We start from the raw sequence: 15236 nt of genomic DNA, 5'->3' as shown, positions 1-15236 counted from the left end.
CCCCTATTAGAAAAATCATTTCAAAATCTAGCTTTCCCCTTCAATCGTGCCACGTTTTAACAAAATTGTAACACAGAAAATCGAAACGAACATCCCTTTTTCCCATAAAATTGCTTGTAAAGTTAGAAAACCTAACGTCAATCTAATATATTAGTAGTATCATAGTTTTTGTTGGTTTATAATGGAAATTGAGGCTTTACCTCGGAGGGAATGACATGCCTGCTTACAAACAAGTTATTCTTATGTTAGCTCTATTCCTATTATTGCTCGCTGGCTGTACAGCCAAAGTAGAAGAGGAAACGATTACCGACTCCTATACCCCCTATGAACTGCCCATTATCAATAAACCGAATGAGGATCTATTGGTCGTTCCGCTGCGAAGCGATGGCATGCTCCGGGATACGGAACAATATCTCGCAGGTTCGCTGCTTGTCGTTGAGCCGAAATACGAGGCGCAGATCTATCGCAGAGGAGATGTCGTTTATTATAAAACGCCAGCGGCTGATTTAGAATTCGACATTGCCAGAATCATTGGACTGCCGGGAGAAGTCGTACGTATCAAACAAAGCAAGATTTATATCGACGGCATGAGGCTTGATGCGTTTTACGGACAGGAAGCATTTGGGCTGCAAGGCGTGAAATCTCCCGAAATGATTAATATGGAGCTGACGCTGCCCGAGGAGCACTATTTTCTGCTCGGTGATCTGTGGTGGAGAAGCTTCTATAGCAGCATCGTCCAAGGACCGGTATCTGAATCCGCCATTCAGGGCCAGGTTGTCGCTTGGACGGGAAGAAATCAAATAAGCACAGTCCATCCGCAACGATGATCCGTTCAAAAAATAAACGTAGTTCACAATCAATCATACTGCTGGCTTTACAGCACTGAATAGCCATAAAAAAAGCTCCTTGTAAAGCCGTTACCCGGCCATGCAAGGAGCTTCTTCCATTATCGGTGCCCATGCCCCTGATGATGATCATGTTGATCCCCGGCATGCTCCTCCTCCGCGAACGTTACCGACAGCTCCGCGTAGGTTACACCTTTCTGCACCTGAATTTGCTGATGCAATTGGCGCAGCCTGGCAAGCTGCCCCCGAACCGCGATGATCTCAAGACACTGGTTATGATTCAAATGCACATGCATATTCGAAATAATATCCCGATGATAGTCATGCTGAATTTCCATCAGCAGCAGCGGCAATTCCCTCGCATGATGGTCATACACCATAACGATAGTACCCGCGACTAGCTGCTCGGACTTCAAGCGCGACGGCTCCAATAGCGCTTTGCGCGCCAGATCCCGTATCGCCTCCGAACGATTTGCATAGCCCTGCTCCTCGACATACTCGTCAAACTGTTCAATCAAAGGCGCCGGAAACGATACTCCGAACCTTGTTAATTCCTCTTTATCCGCCATATTGGACAACCACCTAGTCTAACCGTATAATTGTCCAAAGTTTACCACAGTTCTACCGGTTCATCCAGCCGCCGTCCACGCACAATACGTGACCCGCCATGTAATCGGACGCTTGCGATGCAAGAAAGATTGCCGGCCCCATTAAATCCTCCGCCGTTCCCCAGCGCGCTGCCGGAATGCGGTCCAGAATCTGTCTGCTCCGCACAGGATCATCGCGAAGCGCCTCCGTATTGTCTGTGCTCATATAACCCGGAGCGATCGCATTCACTTGTACACCCTTCGATGCCCATTCATTGCCAAGCGCCTTCGTCAAGCCAGCTACCGCATGCTTGCTCGCCGTATAGCCAGGAACGTTGATTCCGCCCTGAAAGCTTAACATGGAAGCGATGTTGATGATTTTTCCCGAGCCTTGGCTGATCATATGATTGCCGGCCAACTGGCAGAGTACAAATACAGAATTCAAATTCACATCCAGTACATCCTGCCAATCTTCAAAGCGATGCTCGGCAGCAGGTGTACGGCGAATAATGCCTGCATTGTTGACGAGTATATCGAGACGGCCCAGTCCATCCAGCGTCTGCTCAATGATTCCTGGCAGCAGACTGCGGTCGGACACATCCGCTTGAATCGTAATCGCTTTGCGGCCCAGCGCTTCAATCTCAGCCTTGACAGCTGAAGCTGGTGTGCTGTTCGTCACAAGCGCAATATCAGCTCCAGCTTTGGCCAAACCGATCGCAATCGCCGAACCAAGACCGCGGCCTGCGCCCGTTACGATTGCGGTTTTTCCTGTTAGATCAAAAAAACTCATTTTACACGTTCCTCCAATACACTTATCTCGGGCTGTCTGCCTTGTTCTGATTGTGCTTATGCCTTCATAATCCGGATGCCCCGCTCCTCATATCTGCGTACGACGTCATCATCGATGGCGGCGTCAGTCATAATGCAATGAACCGCATCCAGCTCCGCATAAGTAATTAGCGCACCCCGGTCAAATTTGCTATGGTCGGCTACGCAATAAATTTGCTTGGCGCATTCCATATAGACCTGCTTCAGCTTGGTCAGCTCTTCGGTAAAGATCGTCAAGCCGTATTCCATATGAATGCCTGTCGTTGATAAGAACAGCTTGTGTACGTTAAGCCGCTTAATCCATTCATGCCACTCATTGCCGATCAGCAAATTATGATGGCGGTAACCGCCAGGCACGACCAGCCGGACCTGGTCCTTGGCCGTCAGCTCGCGAATAATGAGCAAGTCGTTGGTCAACACCGTAATCGGCATGTTTTTCAGCCGCTTCGCGATTTCAAGCGTCGTGCTTCCTGCATCTAACGCGATAATATCGTCCGGCTCGATAACTGAAATCGCAAGCTCGGCGATGGCCGCTTTTTCCTTCTGATGCTTGCTGTTCGGAAATTGAAGCGGCAGCAGGCTGTCTTCACCATCCTGAGCCATGACGGCGCCGCCGTGAATCCGTTTGAGAAGCCCTTTCTCCTCCAGCTTCTCCAAGTCTTCACGTACCGTTTTCTCCGTTACCCCAAACGACTCGCTTAACTCCGAAACCTTGACGCTTCCTTTCTCCTCCAGCTGCTTGACGATATGTCGATGACGTTCGGCGGCAAGCATGTTATTTCAACTCGTCCATTTTTACGACGTCCATATCGGTGAAGGTATAGTTCTCGCCAGCCATCGACCAGCAGAACGTATAGTTGCTCGTTCCTGCCCCAGAGTGGATCGACCATGGCGGAGAAAGGATCGCTTGCTCGTTGGCTACGACCAGATGCCTCGTCTCCGAGGGCTCGCCCATCATATGGAATACGCGGGCATCTGCATTCAAGTCAAAGTACAGATAAGCTTCCATCCGGCGGTCATGCAGATGAGACGGCATCGTGTTCCAGATGCTTCCTGTCTTCAGGCTGGTCACGCCAAGCATCAGCTGGCAGCTTTGAATGCCGTCGGCATGGATATACTTGTAAAGCACCCGTTCATTGGATGTCTCAAGTGAGCCCAGATGTGTCGGATTCGCCTGCTCCATCGTCATTTTACGCGTCTCAATTTCTTTATGGGCAGGCGTGGAACAGAAGTACAGCTTCGCAGGGTTGGCGCTGTCCTTGCTGGCAAGCAGAACCTCCCGTTTGCCTTTGCCGACATATAATACATCCAGCCTGTCCAGCTCATAGATTTCGCCGTCTACCGAGATGACAGCTGTACCTTGACCAATATTCAAGAAACCGACTTCGCGGCGCTCCAGAAAATAATCGGTTTTCAGCGTGTCTGGATCTGCCAGCTCCAGCTTCTCTTGAATCGGAAAGGCACCGCCTACGACCATACGGTCATAATGGCTATATGTCATGGAAATTTGATCGGGAACGAACAGGCCCTCAATCAAAAAATCTTTTCTCAATCGTTCAGTTGTGTATGTTTTGAAATCTGTCGGGTTCGTTGCGTGACGCACTTCCATTGTAAATTCCTCCTCGTTTATATATGAATGTTCGAAAATGTTCGTTTTTATAATAACATACATTTACGAACTTAAACAGTGGTTTGTTTTCATCCCCCTATCAACAAGTATGTACGATTCCTCCAAAAGTCTAATCCTTATCCGCCTTTTTGGCTATTGATACACTTCTCTGCAACCTTTCAAAACTTGTTCACGTCTGATGGGGTGTCAAACTACTTGACATACATTCTCGGTAAATACGGAAGGAGCTGCTTGTATGACACATAAGAAAAAACTGATCGTATTGTTGACCACGGCTGGCTTATTGGGCACGTCTGCTGTAGTTGGAGCTGCTGGAATGGTTGAGAAAGTAACGGGGATTTTGCATAAGGACGTTAAAGTTGTCGTCAATGGAGAGAGCACTTCGCTGACCCCGGTCTATATTAATGGACAAGCGTATATTCCTGTACGCAGCGCTGCTGCCGAACTCGGATACACTCTGAATTATGATGCAAAAAACAAAGAAATCGAGCTGAATGGCAAAGGCCAGGAAGAGGCTGATTATATGCGCGGCACCGGCGTTATTGTCAATGTGGCGGAGGACAAAGGGCAGTACCGGATTGAGCTGCTGGGCAAAGGCTCCAACGCATGGGTTATTCTGTTCGCCGACGCAAAAACGGTCATTAAAGATCAGGCCGGGAAAACAGTAGCGGCTAAAGATTTGAAAGCCGGCCAGCAAATCAATGTGGAATACGGTCCGGTTATGACGATGAGCTTCCCTGGCCAATCACACGCCGCCAAGATTACGGTCGAAGCTGACCGTGCGGTGAAGGAAGATGTCATTCAATCGGTGAAGCATACGGATGACGGCTGGCAGATTCAATTCGGTGAGACGAAAGACGGCAAAGCCGTTCCAACGCTAACGCTGAATGCAGGCAAAGAAACGAGCGTTCTTACGCCTCAAGGCGAATCCGTGAAATGGGAAGATCTGAAAGCCGGCACAAAGGTCCGCGCTTACTACGGCCCATTCGAGACGAAGAGCCTTCCGCCGCAAAGTCCGCTGTTCTACCTCGTGGTGCTGTCGGACATCCAGACTCCTGCTGGTAAAATGACGCCTGAAGCTGCTCAGCAATACCGTGATTTGGCTTGGGAAAAAGTGTCCGATCAAGCGAAGCACATTAAAACAAAAAAAGATGAGGCAGTCGTTGAAATCGTCTCCGCTAAAGAATCCGGCGTTATGGCTTCCAGCGATGAGCAGAAAAAACGGCTTGCCGAAATTAAAGCCGCTAACGGTAATCTCGTAACCGTTACCTACAACACGGACCAAGACGAATTGATCGGGCCTTTGACAGCCGTATTCGATTTCGAGACGAAAGCGTTCATTGGCTACAATATCCGCAAGTAATCTTTCTATTAATAAAGCGTGAATAAAATATTGGCGCAAAAAGGCTGCCGGATCGCTTGCGATCCCGGCAGCCTTTTTCTTGCTTCTATTGATGTGGTCTAACGCGCTGCTAGCCCAGTGTTTTAACCAAATACAACAGCAAATCATCATCTACGGTGACAGTAGCTCCGGGCTTCACTTCCTCATTGCCATACCTAATACCGTTCCCATCCAGCATGTAGCCGCGTGTCGTATACATCCTTTGAGCGTTTCCGTAGTCCTTGTATAAACCCACACCCAAGCCGATCTTATTGCCAGTCTTGGCAGCGGTAGCCTCCAGTTCGTCGAACATTGCATGGGCGATTCCTTTGCGCCTGTATGCCGGGAATACGTTCAAATCGTTTATTTCGGGAATTTGGTTACGATTAAAATCCGGATAGGCGGAGTTGTACAGCAGATGGCAGCACCCGGCCAACTCTTTTCCATAATAAGCGATCAAGGTTACTCGCTTTCCCTCCTGATTTTCACCCAAGCATTTCATATAATAATCGCTGGAGCTATACCACGGGTATATAGCAGAAAAAGCTTGATCCAGAATGGCCGCTTCCTCGCGGGTGGATAGCCTTGTTAATGTAATTTCCATTCGTGCTCTTCCTCCCTTACCGAGCTTCTATTGAATGTTAGGAATGAGCCGCTGCATTACGAAATCTGATAATAGAGAAATCATCCACAGTGGAAGACAGAACGGCATCTCTGAGCAGATGCAGGTTAGGCGTTACTCTCAGTTCAGCTCCTGAAGCCGTTATTTTATGGAGCAGATCGTCAATCGCTTCAACGAATTGCGGCTTCACTGTGTTCTTCGAAATATAATAACCTGCAGTCTCGTCAAAGCATTCAAACTCAACAAGGTCAAAAGCATATTGATAAAGCCTCGCCTGATTGATTCTCTCATACCAGCCGCTTTCTACCGCAATAACGGTCTTTGCAGTCGTATAAGAGAAAAAACGTTCCCGATCCACGTCGCTTACCCCGTCTGATAACGCATAAATGATACGAGGGCACTCTCTTGGAAACAGATAGTTAATAAGATGCGCCTCATCCAGCGCCCATACGACCGGGGACATTCCCGGATAAGCAGCTGGCGGCCTAGGCCTAAAAAGCTCGATGTCCGATTCATCACTAATATGATAGAGCAACTGTCGCCCTCCCTTAATTGGATGGTATTCCCTCTTTTTCGGTATAGATCATCATACAATAACAATCTTGCTATTACTATTAAAATATTAATGGTTCATCGCAGTGTGAGAGCCTGCTCCCTCCTGCTTTCGAGATGAAAATATTTTTGCTGAGCTCCATATTTGATGGTTGTATTTTTATTCGTTTAAGTGTATATTTATTCAATAATCAATACGTGATGGGGGTTTGATGAGGATGACGAAAGCTGTGCAATCGCAAACGGCCGACCTGTTGGCTGCTGCGGAGCAATCGGTGCTATTTACGGCGAAACGTCCGAACGTCGTCATGGAACGCGGCGAGGGTATGCAACTATGGGATACGGAGGGCAAGTCGTATTTGGATTTTATAGGAGGCTGGGCGGTTACGTCGCTTGGTCATTCACCTGCTGTTCTGCGGGACGCGCTCATGAAGCAATCCGGAGAGCTCGTTCATGCGAGTCCCGGTTTTTATAATAAACCGATGATTGAATTTTCACAGCTGCTGACCGATATTTCCGGCTTTGACAAAGTTTTCTTCGCAAACAGCGGGGCCGAAGCTAATGAGAGCGCCGTGAAGCTGGCGCGCAAGCATGGTGCGCTTCACTTGGGCGGCGCGTATGAGATTATTACGCTGACCAACAGTTTTCACGGCAGAACGCTTGCTATGATGTCAGCCACGGGCAAAGCCCAATGGGATACGCTTTTCGAGCCGAAGGTACCCGGATTTATCCATGTGCCCATTAATGACTTTGACGCTTGCTTTGCGGCAATAAGCAACAAAACCTGCGCGATTATGCTGGAGCTTGTACAGGGCGAAGGCGGCGTGAATGCGGTCGATTCCGCTTATTTGCAGGCGATTCGCAAAGCTTGCGACGTTTACGGCATTATGTTGATCGTTGACGAGATTCAGACTGGGCTGGCTAGAACCGGCAAACTTTTCGCTTTCCAGCATTACGATATCCAGCCTGACGTGTTAACGCTTGGCAAAGGGATCGGCGGAGGCTATCCGCTGTCCGCTATGTTAACGACGAATAAATTCGATCTGTTCGTACAAGGTGATCAAGGCGGAACCTACAATGGAGCGCCGCTTGCAATGGCAGTCGGTCTCGCCGTCGTTCAAGAAATATTGCGCCTTGGACTTGCAGAACAGGCTGCGGCAGTCGGGAGCTACGCGATCAACAAGCTGCAAGAGCTGTCCCGCACCTATCCGATCTCCAATATTCGGGGTAAAGGACTGCTGTTTGCCTTTGATGTTCCTGATGGCACTGCCCAGCCGCTCGTTGCTCAATGTATGGAGGATGGGCTGCTCATCAATGCACCAAAGCCTGCTACCATCCGCTTCATGCCGCCGTTGATTGCAACGAAATCTGATATCGATGAGATGATTGGCTTGCTCCAAAAGGCAATGACGGGTATCGGCCTGTCAGCTTCCTAGCGTTATGCTTGTTGTGCACCCCAGTTGCTCCTTCTCGCGAAAAGGAGCAGTTGGGGTATTTGTGTTTTAAATCGGGACTACATAAAGCAACTTGTAAGTTCCTGATTACTTTCAATAAACCTTTTCCCAAGATGAGCGTTTCATTTCGCCATGAGACAAAGAATGATATAATTTTCAGCAATAATGACTGACTGGAAAGCAGGTGTTACCTACTATGAAAACAGAATTGGAGCTTATCGTACGTCCAACCGAAATTGACGTAAACGGTCATGTGAACAATGCGAAATATTTGGAATATCTCGAATGGGGCCGTGAGGAATGGTATGAAGCCAGCAACCTTCACTACGACGTTTTGAAAGATCTAGGGGTGCAGACGGTTACGGTGAACATCAATATTAGCTATCGGCATGAATGTGTACAGGGAGACCGCCTGACGGTAACAACTGAGCCGAAAACCGTCGGACGCAGCAGCTTCGTCCTGGAGCAGCGAATCTACAATGAGGCAGCCGTACTTTGTGCTGAAGCGCTTGTCACGAGCGTCGCAATGGATCCTCAAACTAGAAAAAGCCGTCCGGTGCCGGACGAGCTTAGAAGGCTTTTCGAAGCCGGGCTTTAATGATGACAAATAGAATGCAAATCAAAAAGCGTGCTGACGGGCTTACCCCTCTGCACGCTTCATTTATACATACTGCACTTTGCAATTACAGCGACTCGTAGTCCGATTTTCGGATGCCGTAGTAGACAATATCCTCGAACACATCCCATTTCAAAATATGCTCTTTCAGCTCGCCTTCCCACTGCATCCCGATCTTCTTCATTACATTCGTGGACGCCGGGTTTTTGACCATCGCAATGGCGTAAATTTTATTAAGTCCAAGCTCCTCAAAACCAAAAGAAAGCACCCGCCTAGCTGCTTCCGTCGAATATCCGTGCCCCCAATACGGCTTGCCAAGCCAGTAGCCGAGCTCTGCTTTACGATGGGGCTTGGACAAATTAAGGCTTATACAGCCGATTAGTTGGCCGTCATCCTTCGTAACAACCGCGAAAGGAAAACCGCTGCCCTCGCGACTGTTATTTTTGCTGGAACGAATCCATATCTCCGCCCCGCCATCCGGGTACGGATGGGGAATGTTCAGCGTCATCTGGGCAATCTCAATGTGACCGGCCAACCGTTGAACCTCGCTTGCATCCGATATCTCAAATGGCCTCAATATTAAACGGTCAGTTTCTAATGTAGGCAGCATTGCCATCCCCCTTTGTCTTCTATTTCCAACGATTATAGTGCAATTTGTGGAAAAAACAATAGTTACAAAGGAGCATATGAGCAAAAGGTGGAGGAGTCCTGCGGCAATTAACCAAGCTAAGCTTCTAGTTTCCTTGAACCTGCCTTTGGAGCGAAGCAGCTTCGTTATGTAACGAATCCCCTTTCGCTAATCAACCATCCCCACCCTCCGAGAAAGCTAACAGCGAACTGATTTTCGCTACTGGCGAAGCTAGGTTCCTGAAAAGCGAAGCTGCCTTCGCTAACTATCCATCCGCACACCTCACATCACCAAACAGTGAACTTCACTTCGCTGCACAGCGAAGCAGCTTCGCTATATACGCTATCTAAAGCTGTAAGGCCCGTAGAAACCCATTAACGAGCAACAACTAAAAAACGGCCTCTTCGGCCGTTTTTCTCACTCTGAAATCTGTTCGGCCAGCTGGCAAAAGTCAACATGGCTCATCAGATCGCTTAACGTATATTTTGCCAGAAGCTGTATCGTCTGCTGCTCCGCCTCGGCCATAATGCTGCCTAACGCTTCATCCAGCTTCATGATCGCTTCTCCGGCTTGATTGCACTCTGTGCTTTTGACAGACTCGAGCTCTTGCTTGCATTCTGTTCCTTTAACCGGCTCGCCTCCGCCACAATCTTCGGATTTCACCGCCATATAGATGTCGCCTAGCGTAAGCTTCTCCGGCACTACCTTCAGACAGTAACCGCCGTCCCGGCCCTCTCTCGCTTCCACAATACCCGATTGTGACAGCAGCGCGAGCACTCTGCGAAGAAAAGTAGCATGGGAATTAACTTTCCCGGCGATCGATGCGCTTGTAACGAATCCTCCGCTCTGAGCTAACCAGATAAGCGCATGAACGGCTATTCCGAACCGCGGTGGACCGACTTGTATGCTGCGCGAATTCATGGCATATCCTCCTTATGAATCATGAAAGTGTATACAATTAAGTGTATCGTAATTTGCCGCTTATGCGCAAGCCAACTAAGCTCGCCTACGCTGCGCGCGCCTTTCACAACACGAAAAAAGCGGAGCCACATCGCTCCGCTTCTTCCGATCTGCCCGCCAGGCGAGTCCATGCCTATATTAACTATTTACCTTTACCTTGGTGTAACGGTTGTCAGGAACCGGCAGCTCCAGGTTACCCCGCAGCGTGTCGGATTCATACTCGGTCCGGTAAATACCGCGTTCTTGCAAAATAGGGACGACCAATTCCACAAACTCATCCAGTCCTTTAGGCGTAGCCGCGTGGAAAATAAAGCCGTCGGCTGCTTCTTCCTCATGCCACTGCTGAATGAGGTCGGCAACTTTTTCCGGTGTGCCGATAAACGGCGTGCGCGGCGTAGCCGAGCGAAGCGCAACCTGACGCAGCGTCAAATTTTGCTCCTTCGCGACGCGTTTGATCTTGTCGGTGCCGCTCTTGAAGCTGTTGCCGCCAAGCTCGCCCAGTTCCGGGAATGGCTCATCCAGCGGATATTGCGAGAAGTCATGATGCTCGAAGAAACGGCCCAAGTAGGCAAGCGCCTTATCGATTGTAACGAGCTTAGTCAGCTCCTCGTATTTCGCTTCGGCCTCCTCCTGCGTCCGACCGACAATCGGTCCGAAGCCTGGCAGAATTGCGATATCATCGCCTGAACGGCCATAGGCAGCAGCTCTGCTTTTCACATCGGCATAAAACTGCTTAGCTTCCTCAATCGTCTCATGACCGGTGAAGACAGCATCAGCGCTTTTCGCTGCCAAGTTTTTACCCGCTTCTGACGAACCCGCTTGGAATACAACCGGGTGCCCTTGCTTCGAACGCGCAATATTGAGCGGCCCTTGGATCGAGAAATATTCGCCTTCGTGGTTCAAGCGGTGAAGCTTGGAAGGATCAAAGAACACGCCGGATTCTTTATCGCGGACGAACGCGTCATCTTCCCATGAATCCCAAAGTCCTCTTGCGACTTCCAAATATTCCTCGGCGATCTTGTAGCGCTCAGGATGCGTCGGATGCTCTTTCTTGCTGAAGTTTTTAGCCGAGCCCTCCAGCGGAGAGGTTACGACGTTCCAGCCTGCGCGGCCGCCGCTGATTTTATCCAGAGAGGCAAATTGTCTGGCGACCGTAAACGGCTCGCTATAGGAGGTCGAGAGCGTACCCACAAGACCGATATTTTTCGTCACTGCACCCAAAGCGGACAGAATGGTAATCGGCTCAAAACGGTTCAAGAAATGCGGGATCGACTGCTCGGTAATATAAAGGCCGTCTGCAATGAAGATTAGGTCGAACTTGCCTTCCTCCGCCTTCTGTGCCTGCTGCTTGTAAAATTCGATATTAACGCTAGCGTCCGTCAACGCCTCAGGATGCCTCCATGCGCCTATATGTCCGCCGACACCGTGAATGAGTGCTCCAAGCTTCAGTTTTTTGCGTTTAGCCATTATGATTCCCTCCAATTATATAGTAATCAAACCGTTTACGAATCTGATCGCACAACACAAGTGCAATCCGTTGCCTGCTGGAATTAACTTAACAAAGCCGTCTCCTTCAAAAGCAGCCGGTAGCATTTGACCAGCACATCGCCTTTCTGCATTTCCTTGTCGTAAGCACGCTCGAAGCCAAGCCGCTCATACAAGCGGACTGCCGACTCCATCATATCGGAAGTATGCAAATGCAGCGTGTCAGAGCCAAGCTCAATGGACCTGCGGGCACTTTCCTTAATAAGCGCCGTTGCAACGCCCTTGCCTCTCGCTTTCGGAGAGGTGGCAAGCAGCCGGATAATCGGAGTTAAGATGCCTAGCTCTGGTGCGCCGTAAGCAGATTCTGACGAAGTGAACATCTGAACGCTTCCGACAATTTCGCCGTCCAGCTCCGCAATGATACGGGCAATCGGGCCATCGCGGTCGACGGACTCCCTGATGCTCTCTGCATATTGCAGCCAGCCGTCGCCCGGCATTACTTTCTCATATTGACCGTAGGATTCCAGCATAAGTGCCAGAATGGCATCCCTATCCTTTTCCTCCGCATCACGGATTACAATACCGTTATTTTCCGCCATCGGATCAACATCCTCCCTATCTGCAATGCTAGCTTGAAGCAAAGCTATCCTGGAAAGCTTATAATTCCCATGAAATAAGTAAGATTAATATAATATCACCTTATCATGAGCCAGGCCTAGCCGTAAAATCAACCTTTTCGATCGATGTATTAAATTTTTGAATAGGCTGCTTTAATGCGGTCGATTTGCCCGATGTGGTGTTTAACGTGATTGGTGAACCCTCGAACCGCTGCGGCAACGCTAACCGTATCGCCTTTAAAGTTAATGCCTGATTTCTCCCAATCTGCCTCGCTTAGTCTGCCAAACAAGAGGCTGTTGTAGACGAGCAGCGCTTTGAACAACGCCAGCACATCCGATACCTCGCCCTCATTGCCTGACTGTCCGCTAACCCATAGATCCTGGTTAAAAGCAGGCAGCGTCGCTTTCGTATCTGCCAGTATATCCCGGATTCGGAACGATACGACGATATTGTGATCGGCCAGATGCGTCAGCACCTCCGTCACGCTCCATTTCTCCGGCGTTTCCTTCCATTTCAGCTGCACTTCATCCAAGCCCGCGATCGCTTCCTGCAATTGATCATGCGTATCTAAATAGCTTTGTACGTCTACTGGCTGATTGCTCATTGTTTATGCCTCCAATAATCGGATTTTTACCGCATTCTTTATTTTGCTATTCCATTGATTTCATCATTTCTGAGTTCTTACCGCGACGGGGCTTGTTGAAAGCGAGCCAGCGAGAACAGTCCGATATCCCGCTTCGTACTTCCATCCAAAGCCAAGTCAGCTAAAAGTTCGCCGACGGCGCTGGAAAACTTAAAGCCGTGACCGGAAAAACCTCCGGCAAGCAGAACATTAGGCTGTTCCGGATGGACATCAATAATAAAATCCTCATCCGGCGTAAACTCATATTTGCACACTGCTCCGCGCAGCAGCTTGCCTGCCGCCTGCGGCATAAAGGTCTCCAGCGCTCGGCGGATATCGCCTTCATCCTCTGGATAACTGCCAAACGGCTTAACTTCCTCACCAGGGAGCCAAGGTACTCCGGTATCATGCCGGCCGATCTTCACTCCGGCGCCGCCAATGCTCGGAAAGCCATAATAGCCTCCGTTCTCCGTACCGAGTGTAAACCCAGGAAAGACCGATTCATTGAATAACGTCTCCGCCGACTCGAACCAGCCAACCGTCTTGCGAACGGGACGGATGGGCAACGTGATGAAGGGCTCTAGCGTCTTGAACCATGCACCCGCACTTACGATGACCTTGCCAGCGCGAATAATTCCGCTAGGTGTGTGTACAGCAACGCCTTCGCCGTCCGCTTCAATGTGGCGGATGAGGGTGTTTACGAGCAGCTCCGCCCCTGCGGCCAGCGCCTGTTTCCGATAAGCCGCTACGCAGCGCTCGCTGAACAAGTAGCCGGCTTTCGGCTCGTAAAGCCCTTGATAATGCTCCGGCAGCTGGATACCCGGCCAGCGCTTCTGAATTTCATCTGCATCCAAATATTCAATCTCGACATTAAAGGCAGCCGAACGATCTCGCTTGTCCTCCAACGAATAAACGCCGGGGGAACCCATATTGATGACGCCAGATTGCACGAGCAATTTCTCGCCGCTCGCATCCTCAAGCTCATTCCACAGCTCATGCGACCGGAGCGCCAGCTCCGTGTAAATTGCTCCACCCGAGTAGGCATGGCGGATGAGGCGCGGCTCGCCATGATGGCTGCCGTTATTATGCGGCGGATCAAATGCATCGATCAGCAGCGTCCGGGCTCCCCGGCTCGCCAGATGGTAGCCGGCACTCATGCCCATGGAGCCTGCGCCAACTACGATCACATCATAGGAAGCCGTGCTCACCCGTTCGCCCTCCCTGCCGTCGTCTCCTTCAATTGCTCCAGTGCGAGCAGCGCAAGCTCCGTGAAATAACCGGCACTCAGCGGCAACGCCCGTTCATCCAGATCAAACGCCGGGTGATGCCATTCCTGCGGTCCGGCTGTTCCCATAAAGACGAAGACACCTGGTACTTGCTTCTGGTAAAAGGAGAAATCCTCGCCAGCCGGCGAAGGCACCGGCACAATTGCCGTCAATCCTGCTCTTTCAGCAGCCTCTTCGGCTACGACAGCAAGCTGTTTGTCGTTATAGACCGGCGGCGGCCCTTGAATCCATCGTACTCTGGCCGTTGTTCCAAATGCGGAAGCTACGCCTATGACGACTTCTTCAAACCGGGCTAGCACCTTCTGCCGCACATCCTCTTCAAATGTGCGAATCGTTCCCTCCAGCACTGCTTTGTCAGGAACTACATTCCAAGTGGTGCCGCTGTTGAGCTTCGTCACGCTGACGACTGCACTTTGCAGCGTACCGACGTTGCGGCTGACGATCGATTGCAACGCGGTGACGATATGAGCCGCCGTTACAACCGGATCATTGCCGGCTTCCGGCACCGCTGCGTGCGTGCCCACACCATCGACTTCAACGATGAAGCCGTCTGCCGCCGCCATTAGCGGCCCTTCCTTCACGCCAACAACGCCGACTGGCAGGTTCGGTTTATTATGCATGCCGAACACCGCCTGCACGCCGTTAAGCGCTCCGCTCTCAATCACTTTAAGCGCTCCTTGCGCTTTCTCCTCTGCAGGCTGGAACAAGAAACGAACCGTTCCATTCAGTTCATGCTCCCTCTGCTTCAGCAGCACAGCCGCACCAATGATGGAAGCTGTATGAAAATCATGCCCGCAAGCATGCATCTTTCCTTCTATGCGAGAAGCGAACGGCAATCCCGTCTCCTCCTGAATCGGCAGCGCATCGATATCAGCGCGGATGGCAATGAGCGGACCTTCGCCAGCAGGCTTGCCAATCTCGGCGATTACGCCAGTGGCGAGTCCATAATCCGCAATACGTACTCCTGCTTCCTCGAGCCATCGCCGAATGGCTGCCGTCGTCTCGAATTCTTCATTCGACAATTCCGGATATTGATGTAAATGACGCCGAATATCGATCAAATATTGATCAAAATCCGGCGCAGCATTCCGTGCTTGATTAGCCATATGCAGCTCCTCCTCT

Annotated in this window: 17 protein-coding genes; 4 read left to right on the top strand and 13 right to left on the bottom strand. The window is 50.3% G+C overall.

What is annotated here, in order from left to right:
- The first annotated feature begins 215 nt into the window (after positions 1-215).
- The gene (gene lepB / locus IEX98_RS18785; protein WP_188890729.1) at positions 216-827 is read left to right on the top strand and encodes a signal peptidase I; all 612 of its coding nucleotides are present in this window, start codon (positions 216-218) and stop codon (positions 825-827) included.
- A 119-nt stretch (positions 828-946) separates the two neighbouring features.
- Here the strand turns inward: lepB and nikR are convergent, their stop codons facing one another.
- The 4 genes from nikR to kduI are packed head-to-tail and all read right to left on the bottom strand — an operon-like array spanning position 947 to position 3869.
- Entirely contained in the window at positions 947-1414 is a 468-nt protein-coding gene (gene nikR / locus IEX98_RS18780) for a nickel-responsive transcriptional regulator NikR (protein WP_188890728.1), read from the bottom strand.
- A 52-nt stretch (positions 1415-1466) separates the two neighbouring features.
- A complete protein-coding gene (gene kduD / locus IEX98_RS18775; RefSeq protein ID WP_188890727.1) occupies positions 1467-2222 on the bottom strand; it encodes a 2-dehydro-3-deoxy-D-gluconate 5-dehydrogenase KduD in 756 nt (251 codons plus the stop codon).
- Positions 2223-2278: 56 nt separating this feature from the next.
- Positions 2279-3034 carry a DeoR/GlpR family DNA-binding transcription regulator gene (locus tag IEX98_RS18770; RefSeq protein ID WP_188890726.1) on the bottom strand — a complete coding sequence of 252 codons (756 nt, stop codon included), beginning with the start codon at positions 3032-3034 and terminating at the stop codon, positions 2279-2281.
- 1 nt (position 3035) lies between these two features.
- The gene (kduI, locus tag IEX98_RS18765) at positions 3036-3869 is read right to left on the bottom strand and encodes a 5-dehydro-4-deoxy-D-glucuronate isomerase (RefSeq protein ID WP_188890725.1); all 834 of its coding nucleotides are present in this window, start codon (positions 3867-3869) and stop codon (positions 3036-3038) included.
- A gap of 256 nt (positions 3870-4125) precedes the next feature.
- On the opposite strand from kduI, the gene IEX98_RS18760 reads away from it, so the two are divergent.
- A complete protein-coding gene (locus IEX98_RS18760; protein ID WP_188890724.1) occupies positions 4126-5253 on the top strand; it encodes a stalk domain-containing protein in 1128 nt (375 codons plus the stop codon).
- Between the two features lie 109 nt (positions 5254-5362).
- Here the strand turns inward: IEX98_RS18760 and IEX98_RS18755 are convergent, their stop codons facing one another.
- Both IEX98_RS18755 and IEX98_RS18750 read right to left on the bottom strand, forming a co-directional pair.
- Entirely contained in the window at positions 5363-5875 is a 513-nt protein-coding gene (locus tag IEX98_RS18755; protein WP_188890723.1) for a GNAT family N-acetyltransferase, read from the bottom strand.
- A 37-nt stretch (positions 5876-5912) separates the two neighbouring features.
- Entirely contained in the window at positions 5913-6428 is a 516-nt protein-coding gene (locus IEX98_RS18750) for a DUF6886 family protein (protein ID WP_188890722.1), read from the bottom strand.
- Between the two features lie 235 nt (positions 6429-6663).
- Here IEX98_RS18750 and IEX98_RS18745 point away from each other — a divergent pair, with 235 nt between their 5' ends.
- The gene (locus tag IEX98_RS18745) at positions 6664-7881 is read left to right on the top strand and encodes an aspartate aminotransferase family protein (RefSeq protein ID WP_188890721.1); all 1218 of its coding nucleotides are present in this window, start codon (positions 6664-6666) and stop codon (positions 7879-7881) included.
- Between the two features lie 214 nt (positions 7882-8095).
- Positions 8096-8497 (top strand): acyl-CoA thioesterase, encoded by a 402-nt coding sequence (locus IEX98_RS18740; RefSeq protein ID WP_188890720.1) that lies wholly within the window; start codon positions 8096-8098, stop codon positions 8495-8497.
- Positions 8498-8582: 85 nt separating this feature from the next.
- Here the strand turns inward: IEX98_RS18740 and IEX98_RS18735 are convergent, their stop codons facing one another.
- The 7 genes from IEX98_RS18735 to IEX98_RS18705 all read right to left on the bottom strand — a co-directional run bounded on the left by IEX98_RS18735 (position 8583) and on the right by IEX98_RS18705 (position 15220).
- Positions 8583-9125, bottom strand: coding sequence for a GNAT family N-acetyltransferase (locus IEX98_RS18735; protein ID WP_188890719.1), 543 nt, complete (start codon positions 9123-9125; stop codon positions 8583-8585).
- A 435-nt stretch (positions 9126-9560) separates the two neighbouring features.
- Entirely contained in the window at positions 9561-10064 is a 504-nt protein-coding gene (locus IEX98_RS18730) for an RrF2 family transcriptional regulator (RefSeq protein WP_188890718.1), read from the bottom strand.
- 177 nt (positions 10065-10241) lie between these two features.
- Complete coding sequence (locus IEX98_RS18725) at positions 10242-11570, bottom strand: LLM class flavin-dependent oxidoreductase (RefSeq protein WP_188890717.1); 1329 nt, start codon at positions 11568-11570, stop codon at positions 10242-10244.
- Between the two features lie 83 nt (positions 11571-11653).
- Positions 11654-12187 carry a GNAT family N-acetyltransferase gene (locus IEX98_RS18720; RefSeq protein WP_188890716.1) on the bottom strand — a complete coding sequence of 178 codons (534 nt, stop codon included), beginning with the start codon at positions 12185-12187 and terminating at the stop codon, positions 11654-11656.
- Positions 12188-12336: 149 nt separating this feature from the next.
- Positions 12337-12810: a DinB family protein gene (locus tag IEX98_RS18715; protein ID WP_188890715.1), complete on the bottom strand. Its 474-nt coding sequence runs from the start codon at positions 12808-12810 to the stop codon at positions 12337-12339.
- Positions 12811-12887: 77 nt separating this feature from the next.
- Positions 12888-14036, bottom strand: a complete 1149-nt coding sequence (solA, locus tag IEX98_RS18710) for an N-methyl-L-tryptophan oxidase (RefSeq protein ID WP_188890714.1) — start codon at positions 14034-14036, stop codon at positions 12888-12890.
- On the bottom strand, positions 14033-15220 hold the full coding sequence (locus IEX98_RS18705; RefSeq protein ID WP_188890713.1) for an amidohydrolase: 1188 nt from the start codon (positions 15218-15220) through the stop codon (positions 14033-14035). The genes solA and IEX98_RS18705 overlap by 4 nt, the downstream gene beginning before the upstream one ends.
- Positions 15221-15236: the final 16 nt, after the last annotated feature.

Origin of the sequence: Paenibacillus radicis (ex Gao et al. 2016), assembly GCF_014641555.1 — a bacterium.
In the GTDB taxonomy this organism is placed as follows: Bacteria; Bacillota; Bacilli; order Paenibacillales; family Paenibacillaceae; genus Pristimantibacillus; species Pristimantibacillus radicis.
This window is presented reverse-complemented; position numbering and strand designations above follow the sequence as displayed.